At 61.9% G+C, this 18284-nt stretch carries 16 protein-coding genes; 8 read left to right on the top strand and 8 right to left on the bottom strand.

All coding sequences use genetic code 11. The annotated features are described in order from the left end of the window. Positions 1–4 precede the first annotated feature (4 nt). Together CQ019_RS00600 and nth are read right to left on the bottom strand one after the other, a co-directional pair. Positions 5–682, bottom strand: coding sequence for a CoA pyrophosphatase (locus CQ019_RS00600; RefSeq protein WP_096283360.1), 678 nt, complete (start codon positions 680–682; stop codon positions 5–7). Further along, the gene (nth, locus tag CQ019_RS00595) at positions 679–1473 is read right to left on the bottom strand and encodes an endonuclease III (protein ID WP_258133805.1); all 795 of its coding nucleotides are present in this window, start codon (positions 1471–1473) and stop codon (positions 679–681) included. Before nth ends, CQ019_RS00600 begins: the two co-directional genes overlap by 4 nt. Positions 1474–1662: 189 nt before the next feature. On the opposite strand from nth, the gene acs reads away from it, so the two are divergent. Both acs and aroQ read left to right on the top strand, forming a co-directional pair. After that, positions 1663–3639 (top strand): acetate--CoA ligase, encoded by a 1977-nt coding sequence (acs, locus tag CQ019_RS00590; protein WP_105553240.1) that lies wholly within the window; start codon positions 1663–1665, stop codon positions 3637–3639. Positions 3640–3803: 164 nt separating this feature from the next. Then, a complete protein-coding gene (aroQ, locus tag CQ019_RS00585; protein WP_105553241.1) occupies positions 3804–4256 on the top strand; it encodes a type II 3-dehydroquinate dehydratase in 453 nt (150 codons plus the stop codon). Here the strand turns inward: aroQ and CQ019_RS00580 are convergent. Then, a complete protein-coding gene (locus tag CQ019_RS00580) occupies positions 4253–5443 on the bottom strand; it encodes a MarP family serine protease (protein WP_105553242.1) in 1191 nt (396 codons plus the stop codon). The genes aroQ and CQ019_RS00580 overlap by 4 nt on opposite strands. A gap of 203 nt (positions 5444–5646) precedes the next feature. On the opposite strand from CQ019_RS00580, the gene CQ019_RS00575 reads away from it, so the two are divergent. Beyond that, positions 5647–6324 carry a Crp/Fnr family transcriptional regulator gene (locus CQ019_RS00575; RefSeq protein ID WP_096257040.1) on the top strand — a complete coding sequence of 226 codons (678 nt, stop codon included), beginning with the start codon at positions 5647–5649 and terminating at the stop codon, positions 6322–6324. A gap of 66 nt (positions 6325–6390) precedes the next feature. On the opposite strand, the gene CQ019_RS00570 is transcribed toward CQ019_RS00575, so the two are convergent. The 3 genes from CQ019_RS00570 to CQ019_RS18395 are packed head-to-tail and all read right to left on the bottom strand — an operon-like array spanning position 6391 to position 8021. Next, on the bottom strand, positions 6391–7347 hold the full coding sequence (locus CQ019_RS00570) for an NUDIX hydrolase (RefSeq protein ID WP_105568706.1): 957 nt from the start codon (positions 7345–7347) through the stop codon (positions 6391–6393). A gap of 19 nt (positions 7348–7366) precedes the next feature. Then, positions 7367–7843 (bottom strand): RidA family protein, encoded by a 477-nt coding sequence (locus tag CQ019_RS00565; RefSeq protein ID WP_105553244.1) that lies wholly within the window; start codon positions 7841–7843, stop codon positions 7367–7369. A 22-nt stretch (positions 7844–7865) separates the two neighbouring features. Continuing rightward, positions 7866–8021 carry a hypothetical protein gene (locus tag CQ019_RS18395; RefSeq protein WP_096283344.1) on the bottom strand — a complete coding sequence of 52 codons (156 nt, stop codon included), beginning with the start codon at positions 8019–8021 and terminating at the stop codon, positions 7866–7868. 37 nt (positions 8022–8058) lie between these two features. On the opposite strand from CQ019_RS18395, the gene CQ019_RS00560 reads away from it, so the two are divergent. The 5 genes from CQ019_RS00560 to CQ019_RS00540 all read left to right on the top strand — a co-directional run bounded on the left by CQ019_RS00560 (position 8059) and on the right by CQ019_RS00540 (position 16016). After that, a complete protein-coding gene (locus tag CQ019_RS00560; protein ID WP_105553245.1) occupies positions 8059–10404 on the top strand; it encodes a transglycosylase domain-containing protein in 2346 nt (781 codons plus the stop codon). Between the two features lie 116 nt (positions 10405–10520). Further along, on the top strand, positions 10521–11474 hold the full coding sequence (locus CQ019_RS00555) for a metallophosphoesterase (RefSeq protein WP_105553246.1): 954 nt from the start codon (positions 10521–10523) through the stop codon (positions 11472–11474). Between the two features lie 170 nt (positions 11475–11644). Continuing rightward, positions 11645–13465 (top strand): ABC transporter ATP-binding protein, encoded by a 1821-nt coding sequence (locus CQ019_RS00550; RefSeq protein WP_105553247.1) that lies wholly within the window; start codon positions 11645–11647, stop codon positions 13463–13465. Beyond that, positions 13462–15270: an ABC transporter ATP-binding protein gene (locus tag CQ019_RS00545; protein WP_105568705.1), complete on the top strand. Its 1809-nt coding sequence runs from the start codon at positions 13462–13464 to the stop codon at positions 15268–15270. Before CQ019_RS00550 ends, CQ019_RS00545 begins: the two co-directional genes overlap by 4 nt. 14 nt (positions 15271–15284) lie before the next feature. Beyond that, positions 15285–16016, top strand: coding sequence for a class I SAM-dependent methyltransferase (locus CQ019_RS00540; protein ID WP_105553249.1), 732 nt, complete (start codon positions 15285–15287; stop codon positions 16014–16016). A gap of 67 nt (positions 16017–16083) precedes the next feature. Here CQ019_RS00540 and CQ019_RS00535 read toward each other — a convergent pair whose 3' ends face one another. Together CQ019_RS00535 and purD are read right to left on the bottom strand one after the other, a co-directional pair. After that, positions 16084–16989, bottom strand: coding sequence for a phosphoribosylaminoimidazolesuccinocarboxamide synthase (locus CQ019_RS00535; protein ID WP_105568704.1), 906 nt, complete (start codon positions 16987–16989; stop codon positions 16084–16086). Next, a complete protein-coding gene (purD, locus tag CQ019_RS00530; RefSeq protein ID WP_105568703.1) occupies positions 16989–18275 on the bottom strand; it encodes a phosphoribosylamine--glycine ligase in 1287 nt (428 codons plus the stop codon). The genes CQ019_RS00535 and purD overlap by 1 nt, the downstream gene beginning before the upstream one ends. Positions 18276–18284: the final 9 nt, after the last annotated feature.

Genomic DNA, 18284 nt, shown 5'->3' with positions numbered 1-18284 from the left:
CCGCTTACTTCAGCTTGATTTCGCGTTGCGCGTTCCAAGGTTTGTTCCAGCCCAACTCGGCAAATAAACGATCGATCACAATCGCGGTGAATCCCCAGATCAGGTGTCCCTCGTATTCGAAGGCCGGGGATTTGAAGCGTTGCGCACCGCGCTGCACCACCGCGGTCAGCCGGTTATGCGGATCGAGCAGGTGCGTTACCGGCGCCCGAAAGACATCCGAGCTTTCGCGCAGATCCGCCGCATAGACCCTGGATTCGGTGTGCCACCAGCCCACCACGGGGGTGACCAAGAAGCTAGAGACCGGAAGCTCGGTTTCGGTCAATTGGCCAAGTACTTCAATCCCTGAAATATCAACCCCGGTTTCTTCCCACGCCTCACGCAGTGCCGCAGCGCTCGCCGAACCATCGTCGGGGTCTATCCCGCCGCCGGGGAAGGCGATCTGCCCGGCATGTTTGCGCAGCGTGGAGGCGCGCTCCACAAAAAGCAGGTCTAGCTCCTCGGGCTTGGCCGCCTCGTGCACGCCCCGCCCGGTGGCCGACCCGAATAAGATGAGCACCGCCGCCTTGCGCACGCTGTTGGCGTCCATCTGGTTGAAAACCCAGTGTTTCGGAAGTTTTACCGTAGAGCCCATTTTTTGGGCATGCGTCGCGATGACTTTTTCCAGCTCGGCACGTGCACTCATGCGTCCAGTCCGTATCCTTCGGCACGCAGTTCCCGGCGGGTGGACCCGTCGAGCATTTTCTGCAGCAATTCTTCGCGTCCCGGAGCGAGCTCATACTTCAGCAATTTCTGTGCCTTCGCCGGAATCTCCTCGCCAATCCCTGAGGACGGGCAGAGCTTTGCCAAGACGCAGGCGCCACAGGCCGGCTTGCGGGCATGGCAGACTCGGCGCCCGTGAAAGACGACGCGATGGCTGAGCATGGTCCAGTCGCGCTTTTCGAATAATTCGCCCACGGCGTGCTCAACCTTAACCGGGTCGGTTTCCGCGGTCCAGCCAAAGCGGTTGGCGAGCCGGCCGAAGTGCGTGTCCACGGTGATGCCCGGGACGCCGAAGGCGTTTCCCAACACCACATTCGCGGTCTTCCGCCCCACCCCGGCAAGTTTAACCAGATCTTCGAGCCGTGCAGGGACCTGGCCGCCGTGGCGTTCCACCAGCGCTGCCGAAAGCCCCAGCAGGGAATCTGTCTTGGCGCGGAAAAATCCGGTGGGCCGGATCAGTTCTTCAAGTGCCCCGCGTTCGGCCTGGCTCATCGCCAGCGCGTCGGGATACCTTGCGAAGAGCCGTGGGGTGATCGAATTGACTCGGACGTCGGTGGTTTGCGCGGAGAGCGCCGTTGCCACCAGCAGCTCGAAGGGATTCTCGAAATCCAATTCGGCCACCGCATAGGGGTATGCCTCGGCCAACAGGCGGTGCATCTTCCGTGCCCGCCGTTTGAGTCCGATCTCTGATTCAACTTTCACTTTTGCTGCCACGAGATGATCGTGTCATGAGCCGGGAAAAATATCACTGTTTGCCTGCATTTCACCGCGTCGAAATGACCGCTCGGCGCACAAAATGCCCGTTACTGGCCCCGTCAGTGACACAAACCACAGGCTCGGCGTTCGAGCGTGTAACTTTGATCACAGAGTAATTTTTGTTTAACCGAAAGGACGCGATCACCGGTGAGTGACTCCAAGACCCTGGACAACCTATCGCATGAGACTCGTGCGTTTGCCCCTAGCAAAGACTTCAGCGACCAAGCCATCGGCTCGGCGAGCCAGTACGCGGCAGCAAGCGAAGACCGGTTGGGCTACTGGGCGCAACAGGCACGGAGCGTGTTGACTTGGGACACCGATTTCACCGAGACCTTGGATTGGTCCGAAGCACCGGTGGCCAAGTGGTTCGTCGGCGGCAAACTCAACGCGGCCTATAACGCATTGGACCGCCACGTGGAGAACGGCCTGGGCGAACGGGTTGCCATTCATTTCGAAGGCGAGCCGGGAGACACCCGCAGCTACACCTACGCGCAGCTGACCGAAGAGGTGAAGAAGGCGGCCAACGCCTTCGAATCCTTGGGCGTCGCCAAGGGCGACCGGGTGGCCGTCTACCTGCCGATGATCCCCGAAGCGGTGATCACCATGCTCGCCTGCGCGCGCATCGGCGCGATCCATTCGGTGGTCTTCGGCGGTTTCTCCGCCGACGCGCTGCGCTCCCGCATCGATGACGCGGACGCCAAGCTCGTGGTCACCGCCGATGGCACCTGGCGCCGCGGAAAGCCGTCGCCGCTGAAGCCTGCGGTGGACGCCGCCCTTGAAAAGCCCGGCCACACCGTGGAAAACGTGCTGGTGGTCAAGCGCAACGGCGAGCCGACCGAATTCGGTGCACTGGACAAGTGGTGGGATGACGTAGTCGGCACCGCCGCCACCGAGCACACCGCGGTAGCCCACGATTCCGAGCACCCGCTGTTCGTGCTCTACACCTCGGGCACCACCGGCAAGCCGAAGGGCATCGTGCACACCACCGGCGGCTTCCTGGCCCAGGGCGCGGTCACCCACCGCGACACCTTCGACCTGCACCCGGAAACCGATGTGTACTGGTGCACCGCGGATATCGGCTGGGTCACCGGGCATTCCTACGTCACCTACGCCCCGCTGATCAACGGCGCCACCCAGGTGATGTACGAAGGCACCCCGGACACCCCGCATCAGGGTCGCTGGTGGGAACTGATCGAGAAGTACAAGGTCTCCATCCTCTACACCGCGCCGACCGCGATCCGCACCTTCATGAAATGGGGACGCGAGATCCCCGACGGCTACGACCTCTCCAGCCTGCGCGTGCTCGGCTCAGTCGGCGAACCGATCAACCCGGAAGCCTGGATGTGGTACCGCGATGTCATCGGCACCAACAACGGCAAGAACGGCGAGCGCAAGGAGCACCCAACCCCGATCGTGGACACCTGGTGGCAGACCGAAACCGGGGCGCATATGATCACCCCGATGCCTGGGGTGACCGCCACCAAGCCGGGCTCTGCGCAGGTCGCCGTGCCGGGGATCAGCATCGACGTGGTCGACGAGGCCGGCGTTTCGGTGGCCGACGGCGAGGGCGGCTTCCTGGTCATCCGCGACCCGTGGCCAGCCATGCTGCGCGGCATCTGGGGCGACATGGAGCGCTACAAGGAGACCTACTGGTCCCGCTTCGAGGGCATGTACTTCGCCGGCGACGGCGCCAAGAAAGACGAGGACGGCGACATCTGGCTGCTGGGCCGGGTGGATGACGTGATGAACGTGTCCGGGCACCGGCTGTCCACCACCGAGATCGAGTCTTCGCTGGTCGCCCACCCGTACGTGGCCGAGGCCGCGGTGGTCGGCGCCAAGGACGAGACCACCGGCGAGGCGGTTGTCGCGTTCGTGATCCTGCAGACCGAACCGCCCGAAGGCGAGGACGTGGTCGCCACGCTGCGCGCCCACGTGGGCAAGGACATCGGCCCGATCGCCAAGCCGCGCCACATCCTGGTGGTCCCCGAGTTGCCCAAGACCCGCTCGGGCAAGATCATGCGCCGCCTGCTCAAGGACGTGGCCGAGGGCCGCGAGGTCGGAGACGCGACCACGCTGTCCGACGCGACCGTGATGACGCAGATCGCGCAGTCGATGAAGAAGTAGCAAGCTCCGGCCCCCAGGCCGGGATCCACGGGCCGCCGCCTGCGCCACCGCCAACCGGTTCAACCGGCAACGGAGTGCGCCAGCGGCGGCCCGTTTCGTTTTTAGCTAGCGCATAAACGTTCATGAAGCGCCGGAGCAAACGCGAGGTGTATTAGATTGTTTCCATGTCTGAAAACGCTTCGCGCACCATCTTGTTACTCAACGGACCGAACCTGAACCTGCTAGGAACCCGCGAACCCGAAATCTATGGCCATGAAACGCTCGCCGATGTCGAGGCGCTGGCGCAGCGCACCGCGGCGGGATACGACCTCACCGTGGAGGCCTTCCAGTCGAACCACGAGGGCGTGCTCATCGATGCGATTCACGAAGCGCGGCTGACCAAAGCCGGCATCATCATCAACCCGGGCGCCTACACGCACACCTCGGTGGCCATCGCCGATGCGCTCAGCGGGGTGTCGCTGCCGGTGATAGAGGTCCATATTTCCAACGTGCACCGGCGTGAGGCATTCCGCCATCACTCCTACGTCTCCCCCGTGGCCGCCTCGATCATCATCGGCGCCGGGACCAATGGCTACCGGCTCGCGGTCCAGCAGCTGGCGCATATCCTCGGCCGCTAGCCGCCGATGCATTCACCGGTCTTGATCGAGGTGGTGCGGTCCCCGGCCGCCTTGAGCGCGCGTTCGATCTCTTCGAGGCTCAGCGCGAAGCCCACCTCGTCATTGCCTCGCGACTTGGCGAAGATCATGCCTACCGCTTCGCCGGAATCGTTGACCATGGGGCCGCCGGAGTTGCCTTGGGCCACCTTGGCCGTCAGCTGGTAAACCGAGAGCGCGGCGGGGTTCTCGCCATAGATATTGGCGATGGACACCGTGGCGCGTGAGGCGACCACCGCGCCGCGCACCTGCAACGGCCCACCGGCCGGATAGCCGATGAAGGCAGCTTGCTCGCCGCGGCCCAGATTCTCGTCGGCGAGCTCCAGAGGCTGCGCTTCCATCCCGTCGACACGCAGCACCGCGATATCGGCTTCCGGATCAAAATAAACTACCTTTCCGCGGTGAAGTTGATCACCCTCGACCTCCACCGTAGCCGCGCTCAAACCTGCCACCACATGGGCATTGGTCATCACCAATTGGTCGTCGATGACGAAGCCGGAACCGGTGAGGTTCACACCGCATTGAACGGCCGTCCCGGAGATCTTTGCCACCGAACTCACCGAGGCCCGCTGCAGGTCGTTGGCGGACCATTCGCCTTCCTCGACCGGCTGCACCGGCGGGGCGAAGGGATCGAGCAGGGCGGGGATGGTTTCGGCCATGACCGCCGAACGCGCCGAGGAGATTGCCGAGTTCACGAATTCGGGTGTCATCCCACGGATCGAGGCGATCATTTTCGACTTGTCGATCTCGCTCGAAAGCCGCGGAATACCCATGCTTGACGTGGAAAATGCCAGTGCGCCGATGATTGTGGCGGTAATGAAAACCGAAAGCACGCCACCGGCCAAACCGTCTGCGGCACGCAGGAAATCGAAGTTCATCCAGCGCCTGATGCGGGTGGCGATTACCCTGCCCAGGGCCTGGCCCAAAATGATCAGCACGGCGGCCGTGGCGACCATCAGAGCGACCCGCCACCAGGGGTTTGAGGCGAAGGTCGAGACCAGCGGAATGGCGAAGAATGCGGCGATGCCTCCGGCGATGAGCCCGAGCATGTCGCCGACCGTATAGAGGAAGCCGCGACGGATTCCGGCAATAAAAAATGAAAGTAAAACTACACAGATGGCAACGTCTAGCCAACTGAATACTCCGAGCACCGAGACCCCACTTCATTCACAAACTTACTATTAACCCAAGGTACCCTTAGAAGCTGATGGATTTCTGCGAGAATATTCGCGAGTTTTTGTATGACGAGCGTGATTCTCAACATTTCTTGGTTAAACCACGTGTGGAAACTGTCACATTGTTACCGAATACGGCACAATGAAGTGAGCGCTTACTACTGTTGACAGGAGATTTAATGGATATCGAGGTACTGCGCCGCGCGCCGCTTTTCGCGTCGCTTGGTGATGAAGTATTCGCCACGCTAACCGAAGAATTGACCGAGGTCGATCTGTCTCGCGGTGCATCAGTGTTCCGCGAAGGCGATCAGGGTGACCGTCTCTACTTCATCGTCTCGGGCAAGATCAAGCTTGGACGCACTTCCGCCGACGGACGTGAAAACCTGATTGCCGTGCTCGGCCCAGGTGAACTGTTCGGCGAAATGGCGCTGTTCGATCCACACCCGCGCAACGCAACCGCAACCGCCGTGTCGGAGACCCGACTAGCTGGTCTGAGCCATGAAAACATGCGCAAGGCGATCCTGAACTCCCCGGAGGTCTCGATCCAGCTGCTGCAGGCTTTGGCTGCGCGTCTGCGTCGCACTAATGAATCCCTAGCCGATCTGGTGTTCTCCGATGTTCCTGGCCGTGTGGCTAAGGCGCTATTGGACCTCGCTGACCGTTTCGGTCGCCCAGCCACCGATGGCATCCTGGTCGCTCACGAGCTGACCCAGGAAGAGCTGGCCCAGCTGGTCGGCGCCTCCCGCGAAACCGTGAACAAGGCCCTGGCCGAGTTCGTGCAGCGCGGCTGGCTCCGTCTGGAAGCCCGCGCCGTCGTGATCCTGGACATCCAGCGTCTGCGCCAGCGTTCGCGCTAAGCACCGCTGAGCAAAAGGCCGGACAACCCTCGCGGGTTGTCCGGCCTTTTGCTTTTGACCGTCGGTCTAGTGGCCCGGTTCCGCCTGCCAAGGACGCGTCGATTCAACCCCGAGCGCGCTAAGCACTTCGAGATAATAGGTTCCGTCACGCACCAGCAGGTCCGGATGCTGCACATCCAAGGTGCGCGCTCGCGACAGGTAGGCGACCGCACCGTGGGCATCGGCCATCCGCTCCAGCATCTGCTCGACCGCTGGGCTGGTTATCTGCGACAACCTCAGGCCAACGGTGCTCGGCTGGCCAATGCGGTCTCCCAGCTCGCTGGTGGCTCGCTGGGCCATGATCTGCTCGGAGCTGCACCATTGCGCCCATTTGCCCTTCGCGCGCAGCAGGCGGGGCTCCTGGTGCACGGGAACCGTTGCGGTGAAGTACCAGGTGTCGAATCGCCGGAAGGCGAAGTTGGGACTCAGCCAGTGGCTGACCGGGCGCAGCAGGTCGGTGCGCAGGCCGAGCCCGCGCCGGCGAAGAAATTCCTCGAAGGCCAGGTCCTGTCCGGCGATGGCTTCGCGGGCGGACATCCATTCCTCGGGATCGTTCATTTCGACAACCGACTGTTCGTCGGTTCCGGCCAGCAGGATCCCGGTTTCTTCGAAAAGTTCGCGGATGGCGCACACCAGATGGGCTCGAACGAGCTGCTGGTCCAACACGTCCATGCGCTTGGACCACTGCGAAAGGTTCGGGCCGAACCACTTGTACTCCACGCGGTCTCCCGCTTCGACGCTGCCTCCGGGAAAAGCCACACTCCCGAGAGGGGACTCGCCGGGGCGGTAGCCCAGGAACGTTTCTACTCCGTGCACCCCGTCTTGAACCAGGCAGACCGAGGAAGCACGGCGGGCGGTGCGCGGGGTCCGCGAACCGAAAGTGAACCAGTTTTCCGCCGCTGGAATTTGATGCGGCGGTAGTTCTACGAGGCGACGCGAAACTCCGGTGCGCGTCGCGGACGGACTAGACCGCCCTTGGCGCACACCGGAATCGCGTTGTGGACTACTCAAATTCGGCGATGACCTCAACCTCGACCGGAGCGTCCAACGGCAGAACCGCCACGCCTACGGCCGAACGTGCATGCACGCCAGCCTCGCCCAGGACATTTCCGAAGAATTCCGAGGCCCCGTTGATGACCCCAGGCTGGCCGGTGAAGGACGGGTCCGAGGACACGAAGCCAACGACCTTCACGATACGCTTAATGCGATCTAGGTCACCAATTTCTGCCTTGATGGCAGCCAGTGCGTTCAGTGCGCAAGTCTGCGCCATGGCCTTGGCATCTTCGGCCGAAACCTCGGCGCCGACCTTGCCAAGAGCTGAGAGTTTTCCGTTAATCAGCGGAAGCTGGCCGGAGGTGTAAACGTAGTTGCCGGTGGTGATTGCTGGCAGGTAGGCCGCGACCGGCTTTGCCACCGCTGGCAAGGTCAGATCGAGCTCTGCGAGGCGTGCTTCGACACGCGAGGAAGTAGCTTCTTGCATGGGGTTTTACTCCTTCTGAAAGTTAGGCTTTTGGACGCTTCATGTAGGCCACTGGATTGGTGCCGTTGGGGCCGGGAACGATCGCTACGAGCTCCCAACCATCGTCACCCCACTGGTCCAGAATCTGCTTGGTTGCGTGGATAACGAGCGGCAAAGTGGCGTATTCCCATTTAGTCATACTCGATACGTTAGCGCGTCCTTGTAAACTAGTAGGTATGGCAGCCAAGAAGTCACCCTTTTTTGATACAGCTACCACTTTGGGAAAGATCGTTGCGTTCTTCGGAATCAGTGCCCTTTGTGGCGTGCTGGCCGCGGGCATGCTCGTTCCCGTGGCAGCTATCGCAAAAACCGGTTTGACCACCGGAAATAATATTGTAAGCGCGCTTCCGAGCACATTCGAGAAGCTTCCCATTCCCGAGCCCTCGCAGGTCTTGGACTCCGATGGAAAGCTGATCGCGACGTTCTATGAACAGAACCGCGATCCGGTGGACCTCAAGGACATTTCTCCGTTCATGCGCAAAGCAATTGTTTCGGTGGAGGATGAGCGTTTCTACGAGCACAGCGGCATTGACCCCAAGGGCATTGCCCGTGCGGTCATCAGCAACGCCACCTCTTCTTCGCGTTCCGGTGCGTCCACGCTGACTCAGCAGTATGTGAACAACCTGCTGGTCAATAACCAGATCTTGACCGGAGCCGACGAGACGACGGTATCGGGCAACAAGGACTACTCGGACAAGATCCGCGAGCTGAAGTACGCGGTAGCCATTGAAAAGGAAATGTCCAAGGACGAAATCCTCGAAGGCTACCTGAACCTCGTGTTGTTCTCGGGTCGTGAGTATGGCGTGCAGGCCGCCGCGCAGCGCTTCTTCTCCGTGGATGCCAAGGACCTGAACCTGCAGCAGTCGGCGATGCTCGCCGGCATGGTGCAGTTGCCTAACGTCTACAACCCAATCAAGAACCCAGAACGCTCCTTGGATCGACGCAATAAGGTGCTGGGCAACATGTACCGCACCGGCGCGATCACCAAGAAGGAATACGACAAGGCCGTAAAGTCCAAGCTGGGCGTGGATCCAAGCTCGTCGGCTTCGGGTTGCATGGCTGCCGATGACGCGGGTTACTTCTGCGACTACATCACCAACTTGGTTCTCAAAGACAAGAACTTCGGCAAGACCAAGGAAGACCGCGAAAACCTGCTGTTCCGTGGCGGCTTGGTTATCAAGACCACGCTGAACTCCGCGTTGAATAAGAAGGCCGCCAAGGACGCCCGCGAGGCCATTGATCCTGATGCCAAGTCGAACAAGGACATCCACTCATCGCTGGTTTCGATTGAACCAGGTACCGGAAATATTCTGACTATGGCGCAGAACACCACCTACGCCCCAAAATCCGAAGAAACCGGCAGCCGGACTTTCTACAACTTCGCAGTGGAACGAGCGTTGGGTGGCGCTGGCGGCTTCCAGGGTGGCTCGACCATGAAGCCCTACACAACTCTTGCATGGCTCCACGAGGGCAATCACATGTACGACAAGATCAACGCGAAAAAGGAAACTTTTAGGCCCGGAGACAAGTGGAGGGCTTCCTGCCTTCCCGGGGGAACTGCAACCGTAGGCTCGAGTTGGACTCCAAAAAATGCTTCGCGCGGCTTCTACCGCACCATGACCGTGGATACCGGCCTGTACTGGTCGATCAACTCGGCCACGATTCAGGAAGCCAATAAGGTTGATTTGTGCACCATTGCCGATTACACCAAGAAATTGGGCCTGTTGGATCAGGATGCAGACGATGGCAAGCCAGCGCCAATTTCACCGGCGAACCCAGCGTTCATCATCGGTTCGGCAAATATCACCCCGATGGCACAGGCTGCGGCTTTCGCAACCTTTGCCAACAAGGGCGAATACTGCGCACCACGGGCCATCACTTCGGTGGTCGATAAGGACGGAACCAAGTACAAGGTGCCGAAGCAAGACTGCTCCCAGCAGATCGACCCGCAGTACGTGGCCGACCTGAACGGCACGCTGAAGAAGATCGCCACCAACCGTGTCTCCAAGGGCCAGGTTGCCGGACCGATCGCAGGCAAGACCGGCACCAATGACTACGCCACCTCCACCTGGTTCGTCGGCTACAGCACGGGCATTTCCACCGCGGCTTGGGTCGGACGCCTGGACGGCAAGGCCGCCACCAAGCAGAACTCCCTGCACGGGGCGATGATCAACGACGAACGCGCTCCGGAGATGGTTGACTCCTCGACCTATGCGGCTCCATTGTGGGTTGACTTCATGTCCAAGGCAGTTCAGCAGTACGAGCGCGATTCCTTCGGTTCGGTCAGCAAGGCACCGAAGCCGAAGCCAAAGCCAAAGGATGACGACGACGACGAGGACAAAAAAGAAGATTCCAAAAAGGAAGATTCGAAAAAGGAAGACTCCGAAAAAGAGGATTCCAAGGAGTCCGAAGACGACAAGTCTGAAGCCACCGGCAATGGAAACGGTAATGGCAACGGAAACGGCCAAAACAAGTCGAAGCCGACTACTCCGGCCAAGCCCGGAGGGGATTCGGACGACTAGGTAGTCGCCGAAAGGCCGCGTTCAACTTTGGTTGAACGCGGCCTTTCGGTTTAGATTGGCACTATCACCAGACCCGAACGGGTCTGTTCCCTTGAAAGGACAATGACGGACCGGTCATGGTTGAACACACTAATTTCTCTTCGGCATTCGGTCGAGCCACCGGCACGGCAGCACTGCTTGCCGGCGGCGCCGTCGCAGCAGGCGCGGCGGTGCTTGGCTACGGACTATACGAAACCCAGAAATTCGGGCTCCGTCGCGAAACCGTCAAGGTGCTTCCCCGCGGCGCGGGCGATATCCGCGTGCTCCACCTCTCGGACATCCACATGATCCCCGGCCAAGCCCTCAAGCGACGCTGGCTGCATCGGCTCGCCGACGAGCGCCCCGACTACGTGATCAACACCGGTGACAATCTCAGCCACCGCGATGGCGTTCCGGCGCTGATCGACGCGCTGAAGCCATTGATGGCATTCCCCGGCGCCTTCGTGCCGGGCTCGAATTGCTACTACGGGCCGCGCATGAAGAACCCCTTGCGCTACCTCAGCGCAAGCTCCGGCACGCCAAACCCTTCGAGCCGTGACAAGCTGCCCTTCGAAGAGATGCACCGGGCCTTCGGATCCGCCGGATGGGTCAACATGACCAACCGGGCTTACTCCACCGTGCTCAACGGAATCCGGCTTGATCTGACCGGCATCGATGATCCGCACCTGGATCGCGACCAATTCGCTGGATGGCCGCAAGGTTCGGTCACCGGATACCAGGCTCCGCACGTACGCATCGCGCTGACCCATGCCCCCTACCAACGAGTGCTGGATCAGCTCACCGAGGCCGGGGCGGATATCATCTTCGCCGGCCACACCCACGGCGGACAGGTATGCATTCCGGGATACGGCGCCCTGGTGTCGAACTGCGATTTGCCGACGTGGCGAGCCCGCGGGCTGACCGAATGGGAATATGCCGGGCGCACCGTCCCACTGAACGTCTCGGCGGGCCTGGGCCACTCCCGCTTCGCACCATTTCGCATTGCCTGCCCGCCCGAGGCAGTACTGCTCACGCTCACCGCAAGGGACTGATCATCCATTCCTTCAGGCCCCGCACTTGGTTCAAGTGCGGGGCCTGAAGCCGTCTCTGAGCCAGCAACAAATAATCTATCCACTAGTGATTATTTGATTGAATTTTCCCAACTACTGACTGTAGGCTGTAGTCCGGTCGATATTGTTATTGGTGATGGTGGGGAACTCGCATGGCGCGACAACAAAACTCAGAAGCAGCTGAAGCGGTGTCGTTGACAACCACCTTAAAACGGCTGGGGCCGTTCGTCCGCCCGATTCTTCCGCGGCTCATCGGCGGCTTCCTCTGCGCCTTGGGCGCAGGTATTGTCGCCCTCGTCATTCCACAGGTCCTCGCCTGGCTGGTGAACAACGTCCTGGACAGCGATGGAACGAACAACGCAATCTGGATCGCCATGGCGATTGTCGGCGCCTTGGGTTTCCTGGAAGCGTTGTTCATCTTCCTGCGCCGCCAATTCGTGCTCAACCCGGCGGCAGGGCTGGAAGCGCAGATGCGCATCCGCTTCTACAAGCATCTGCAGCGCCTGCCCGTGGCTTTCCACGAGCGCTGGGGCTCGGGCCAGCTGCTTTCCCGCTCGATGTCGGATCTGTCGCTGCTGCGCCGCTGGCTCGCCTTCGGCGCCATGATGCTCATCGTGGACACGGTCACCGTGATCACCGGGCTGGCGCTGATGTTCTACCACTCGTGGATCCTCGGACTGCTCTACCTGCTAGGCGCCATCCCCATCTCGATCAAGGCCTACCACTTCCGCAACAACTACCGGGCCGCGAGCCGGCTGAGCCAAGACCAGGCCGGCGACCTGGCGACCGCCGTCGAAGAGTCCGTCCATGGCATTCGCGTCATCAAGGCCTTCGGCCGCGGCCCCCACGTGTACGCCGGATTCAGCGAGCAGGCCAAATCGCTGCAACAGACGGAAATCAGCAAGGCCAAAACCCTGGCCAGCTTCCTGATGGCCGTCGTCGCAATCCCCGAAACGATCTTGGGGCTGGGCGTCTTGATCGGCATCTCGCTGGTTGCCGGCGGGCAGCTGAGCATCGGCTCGCTCGTGGCCTACTTCGCCATCGCAGCGGTGATCGCAGGCCCGGTGGAAGGCATGGGGATGCTGCTGGGCATGACGCTGAGCACCAAAACCGCACTGGACCGCCACTTCGAAGTGATGGACGCTTCCAACGACATCGTCTCCCCCGCCCAGGCGAACTCCCCGGCCGAACGCAGCGGCGAAGTACAGCTCAAGCACGTTCGGTTTGCCTACCCCGATGCCTCCGGGCGCGGGCGCCCCATCCTTGCCGATATCGAGCTGACGATCCGCGCCGGGGAAACCATGGCGCTGGTCGGAATCACCGGCTCGGGCAAGTCGACACTGCTGAACCTGATCCCCCGACTGCATGAGGTGAGCGCCGGGCAGGTACTGGTGCACGGGCAAGACGTGCGCGAATGGGATCTGGAAGAGCTGCGCGAAGAAATAGCCGTGGCTTTCGAAGACACCACCCTATTCTCGAATTCGGTCCGCGAAAACGTGCTGCTCGGTGCCCCGGCGGATTACAGCCCCGCGCAGCGCGAAGCGCTCTTGGCGCAGTCCCTTGACGTGGCGCAGGCGCACTTTGCCTATCAGCTGCCGCAGGGGGTCGATACGCTCATCGGCGAGGAAGGCTTGTCCCTGTCCGGCGGCCAGCGCCAGCGTCTGGCCCTGGCCCGCGCCATCGCCGCCCGGCCCCGGATCCTGGTCCTGGACGATCCGCTCTCCGCCTTGGACGTGCGCACGGAGGAAGCCGTCACCACGAAGCTGCGCGAGGTCCTGGAGGGCACTACCACCTTGGTGGTGGCTCACCGGCCTTCCACCGTGATGCTCGCCGACCGGGTGGCCCTGCTGCGCGATGGGCGCATCGACGCGATCGGCAGCCACACGCACCTGCTGAGCACGAACGAACATTACCGATATGTGATTGCCAGCCTGGATGACGAAGCACCGATGAGCGAAGAGGTCGCCCGATGAGCCAACCACTAGGTGTCACCGAAGAGGACAACATCAACCTCTCCGGCGCCCAACGCAAACGAGTACGCCGCCGTTCCTTTAGGCTCCTGGCGACGCTCGCCATGCCGCAGAAGAAACTCTTCATTCTCACCGTGGTGCTGGTGCTGGTTTCCAATGCGGCCCGCGTCGTCCTGCCTATCCTCATTGCCTTGGCCATCGACTGGACGCTGCCGCAGGTCCGCGAGGGTAACTGGGGCGCGCTGGGAGTTTCGGGCGGCGCCTACATTGTTTGCGCCATTCTGGCCGGCGTCCTGCTGGCCTGGTACATCAATTGCGCCGCCCGCATTTCGCAGGCCATGCTCTTGGATCTGCGGCAGCAGGTCTTCCGCCACACCCAGCGGCTGAGCCTCGAGTTCCATGAGAACTACACCTCGGGCCGGATCATCTCGCGGCAGACCTCGGACTTGGAAACCCTGCGTGAACTGCTAGATCAAGGAGTATCCGAACTCGCCTCCTCGTGCGTCTTCGTAATTTTCACGCTGGCCACCATCTTTATCCTGGATTGGCGCAGCGCTTTGGTGCTGTGCATCGCGGCCATACCGGTGGCGATCCTCTTCTTCTGGTACCAGAGCCGTTCCGAGGTGCTCTACCGCGAGTCCCGCGTGGTTTCCGCGAAGGTGATCTCCATGTTCGTCGAAACGATGACCGGCATTCGCGCGGTCAAGGCGTTCCGCCGAGAAGCGGCAAATGACGAAAACTATGCTGAGATCGCCGAAAAATATCGGGTCAACTCGGTGCGCTCCTTCAACTTATTCGGCATTCTCCAGCCGGGCCTGGTGCTCATTGGAAACCTCACCGTCGCGGTATTGCTCGCCTACGGCGGCTTCCGCATTCTGGATGGGACGCTGGCCGTTGGCGTGATGGTGGCGCTGCTGCTTGCGGCTAAACGCGTCTTCCAGCCGGTCGAACAGATCGCCATGTTCTACTCCTCCTTGCAGTCGGCCACGGCAGCCCTCGAAAAGGTCTCCGGGCTCTTGGAAGAGGAACCTAGCGTCAGGGAACCGCTGGCACCGCGCAGTATCGAGCAGGTCAAGGGAGAGATCGTCTTCAGTGACGCGGTCTTCGGCTACGGGCAAGGGCCGATCATCATGGACCGCTTCGATCTGAAGCTTGAAGCCGGGCAAACGGTGGCGGTGGTTGGGCAGACCGGTGCCGGCAAATCCACGCTCGCAAAACTCATTTCCCGTTTCTACGATCTGCGCTCGGGCAGCCTGGAAATCGATTCGGTCCCGATCAATGAGCTCTCGAATCAGGAACTGCGCCGGCATGTGGTGATGGTCACCCAGGAAGCGTTCCTGTTCTCCGGGACGGTTGCCGAGAACATTGCGCTCGGCAAGCCCACCGCGACGCTCGCGGAGATCCAGGATGCGGCTAGGGCGGTGGGCGCCGATGAATTTATCCGCGAACTTCCCGAAGGCTATGAGACCGACATGAATAAGCGTGGCGGTCGCGTCTCCGCCGGGCAACGCCAGCTCATCTCCTTCGCTCGCGCCTTCTTGGCCGACCCGGCCGTGCTGATCCTGGATGAGGCCACCAGCTCGCTGGACATTCCTTCGGAGCGCGCGGTGCAACGCGGCCTGCAGCAGCTGCTGGGGAACCGTACGGCGTTGATCATCGCCCACCGGTTGTCCACGGTGCAGATCGCCGACCGGGTGCTGGTGGTGCACGATGGGAGAATCATCGAGGACGGCTCCCCGCAACAGCTGATCGCGGACGAGGGACGTTTCGCTTCGCTGCACAAGGCGTGGAAGGACTCGCTGGTCTAACCGGCCGCAAGCACATGGCAAACGAATTGGGCGACTTCCTTCCGGCCCCGAACCAGGGGGCGGACCCGGAAGTCTACGAGATTGAAAATAGCGCGCTGGATCGAACCGGGGTGCTCTTTGCGCAATTGCGCTCCTTGGCGCCCTGGGCGGGCAAGGTCCTGCTGGATTTGGGGTGCGGCAGCGGCTATTGGCTCCCCAAATATCTCACCGAGCATGGCACGGTTATCGGCGTAGAACCGGATCTGCGCCTGCTGGACGCCGCGCGGGCGCGCAGTTCGCGGGTTCAGGTGCTGCACGGGTCTGCCGAACATCTTCCGCTGGCGGACTCCAGCGTGGAGGTGGTGCACGCGCGCTTCGCCTATTTCTTCCCCTCAACGAACTACGACTGCGCCGCCGGACTACGCGAGGTCCTGCGTGTCCTGCGCCCCGGAGGGTCGCTGCTGGTGATCGACAACGACCACCAGCACGGAGAATTCGCTTCGCTTTTACGGCAGAGCAACTGGGCCGCGGATCAGGGCGAGGATGGCTACATCCGGCGGTGGTGGGCCGCGCAGGGAGCCCAACGCCATGAGGTGATGAGCAGTTGGAGCTTCGACTCGGCAGAGGATCTCGCCAAGGTACTTCACCTTGAATTTCCGGCGGATCTGGCTCGCGACTGGATCGCGCGGCATCCGTTGGCGACCGAGTTGAGCTACGGCTACGTGCTGTATCACGTACGCAAGGACGCAGCCGAGCTGGGCGGCTAGTTCCCTGCTTAGCGAAAAGGCCGGGGCGAAGGAATTTCTCCTTCACCCCGGCCTTTCGTTTTTGCCCTTAGCCGGAGAATTTCTCCCCGGTCAAACGCTCATAGGCGTCGATGTACCGGGCGCGGGTCTTTTCCACGATCTCTGCGGGCAAGGCCGGCGGCTCTGCCCCGGAATTCTTGTCCCAACCGGATTCCGCTGAGGTCAACCAGTCGCGCACGAACTGCTTGTCAAAACTCGCCTGGGCCTTGCCCGGTGCGTAGGACTGGGCATCCCAGAAGCGCGAGGAGTCGGGGGTGAGCACCTCGTCGCCGAGCGTGATCTCGCCGTTGCTCGGATCGGCGCCGAATTCGACCTTGGTATCGGCAAGGATGATGCCGCGTTCACGGGCGATCTGCTCGGCGCGTTCGTAGAGGGCGACGGTCTTCTCGCGCAAGGCCTCGGAGACCTGCGCGCCGACGCGTTCCACCGTCTGCGCAAAGGAGATGTTCTCGTCATGCTCGCCGACCTCGGCCTTGGCCGAAGGGGTGAACAGCGCCGGCTGCAGGCGTGAACCGTCAACCAGGCCCGCGGGCAACGGCAGCTCGCACACGGTCGAGGAGACCTTGTATTCGGCCAGACCCGAGCCGGTCAGATAACCGCGGGCAATGCACTCGATAGGGTACATCTCAAGCTTCTTGCACACCATCGCGCGGCCGGCTACCGCCGCCGGCACCTCGGTGGAGATCACGTGGTTGGCGAATTCGTCCAGCTGCCCGAACCACCACAGGCTCAGCTGGGTCAGCACCTTGCCCTTATCCGGAATCTCGCTGGTCAGCACGAAGTCATAGGCGCTGATTCGGTCCGAAGCGACCACCAGCACACGGTCGGAGTCCGCGAAGCTCACCCCGGCCGGCAGGTACAGGTCGCGCACCTTGCCCGAATAGAAGTGGTCCCAGCCATCCAGGGAAAGCGTTTCGGTCTGGAATCCTGCCATTACTTGCTCTCCCCGTTCACTACGATTTCTCCGCGTTCGGCCTTCAAGGCGATATCGCTGCGCGACTGGGCACCGCTCCAACTGATCTTGGAAACACCCGCGTAGGCGTTCGCCCGGGCGGCGGCAAGGCCATCGCCCAACGCGACGACCGCCAAGACGCGGCCACCGGCCACGGTGATATTGCCCTCGGCGTCGGTGCTGGTGCCGGCATGCATCACATGCACCTCGCCGACATGGTTGGCTTCTTCCAGCCCTTCGATCACCGCACCCTTGACCGGGGCATCCGGGTAATTCTCGGCGGCGATGACCACGTCCACGGCGGTTTTCGAGGACCAGCGCAGCTGCTCGGCGTCGTCGAGCTTGCCGTTCGCCGCGGCGAGGAGGATTGCGCCCAGCGGGGTCTTCAGCCGAGCCAGAACCGCTTGGGTCTCCGGGTCGCCGAAGCGGGCGTTGAATTCGATGACGCGGATGCCGCGCTTGGTGATGGCCAGTCCGCAGTACAGCACGCCGGTGAACGGGGTGCCGCGCTTTTCCATTTCGCGCAGTGTCGGGTAGGCGACGCGGTCCATCACCTCGTCGACAAAGCCTTCCGGAAGCCATTGAAGCGGCGAGTAGGCGCCCATGCCACCGGTGTTGGGGCCTTCGTCGTTGTCGAAGATGCGCTTGAAGTCCTGAGCTGGGGACAGCGGGACGGCGTGCTTGCCGTCGCAGATGACGAACAGCGAAACTTCCGGGCCATCGAGGAATTCTTCGATAACCACGGTGCCGCCGGCGGCAAAGCAGAGCTCTGCGTGGGCCAGTGCCTCGGCACGGTCTGCGGTCACCACAACCCCCTTGCCAGCGGCCAGCCCGTCGTCTTTGACCACATAGGGTGCGCCGAAATCGTCAAGGGCGGCTTCGGCTTCGGCAGTATTCGTTGCCACATGCGCCATGGCGGTGGGAACCTGCGCGGCGGCCATGACGTCCTTGGCGAATGCCTTGGAGGCTTCCAGCTGTGCCGCGGCGCGGGTTGGCCCGAAGACGGGAATCCCGGCTTCGATGAGCGCATCGGCAACTCCGGCGGCCAGTGGCGCTTCGGGCCCAACGATTACCAGCTCGCTGGCTAGCTCGCGGGCTAGCGCCAGAACCGCTTGCGGGTCCTGCGCGTTGATCTCATGGGTAGTGACGTCCTGTGCGATTCCGGCGTTGCCGGGAGCGCAATGAACCTCATTGACGTAGGGGTCTGCACTAAGTGCACGGACAATTGCATGCTCACGGCCGCCTGGGCCAATCACCAGTACCTTCACTGCACCGAG

Source organism: Arthrobacter sp. MYb229 (assembly GCF_002975405.1).
GTDB lineage: Bacteria > Actinomycetota > Actinomycetes > Actinomycetales > Micrococcaceae > Glutamicibacter.
The sequence above is the reverse complement of the archived record's forward strand: the minus strand, read 5'-3'. Positions and strand labels throughout refer to the sequence as shown.

Bases quoted from the DNA above. Each gene is read 5' to 3' on its own strand.
- CQ019_RS00560 (WP_105553245.1), top strand. From the start codon at position 8,059: ATGGCAGCCAAGAAGTCACCCTTTTTTGATACAGCTACCACTTTGGGA.
- CQ019_RS00550 (WP_105553247.1), top strand. From the start codon at position 11,645: ATGGCGCGACAACAAAACTCAGAAGCAGCTGAAGCGGTGTCGTTGACA.
- CQ019_RS00545 (WP_105568705.1), top strand. From the start codon at position 13,462: ATGAGCCAACCACTAGGTGTCACCGAAGAGGACAACATCAACCTCTCC.
- CQ019_RS00540 (WP_105553249.1), top strand. From the start codon at position 15,285: ATGGCAAACGAATTGGGCGACTTCCTTCCGGCCCCGAACCAGGGGGCG.
- aroQ (WP_105553241.1), top strand. From the start codon at position 3,804: ATGTCTGAAAACGCTTCGCGCACCATCTTGTTACTCAACGGACCGAAC.
- CQ019_RS18395 (WP_096283344.1), bottom strand. From the start codon at position 8,021: ATGACTAAATGGGAATACGCCACTTTGCCGCTCGTTATCCACGCAACC.
- CQ019_RS00555 (WP_105553246.1), top strand. From the start codon at position 10,521: ATGGTTGAACACACTAATTTCTCTTCGGCATTCGGTCGAGCCACCGGC.
- CQ019_RS00535 (WP_105568704.1), bottom strand. From the start codon at position 16,989: ATGGCAGGATTCCAGACCGAAACGCTTTCCCTGGATGGCTGGGACCAC.
- CQ019_RS00600 (WP_096283360.1), bottom strand. From the start codon at position 682: ATGAGTGCACGTGCCGAGCTGGAAAAAGTCATCGCGACGCATGCCCAA.
- CQ019_RS00575 (WP_096257040.1), top strand. From the start codon at position 5,647: ATGGATATCGAGGTACTGCGCCGCGCGCCGCTTTTCGCGTCGCTTGGT.
- CQ019_RS00565 (WP_105553244.1), bottom strand. From the start codon at position 7,843: ATGCAAGAAGCTACTTCCTCGCGTGTCGAAGCACGCCTCGCAGAGCTC.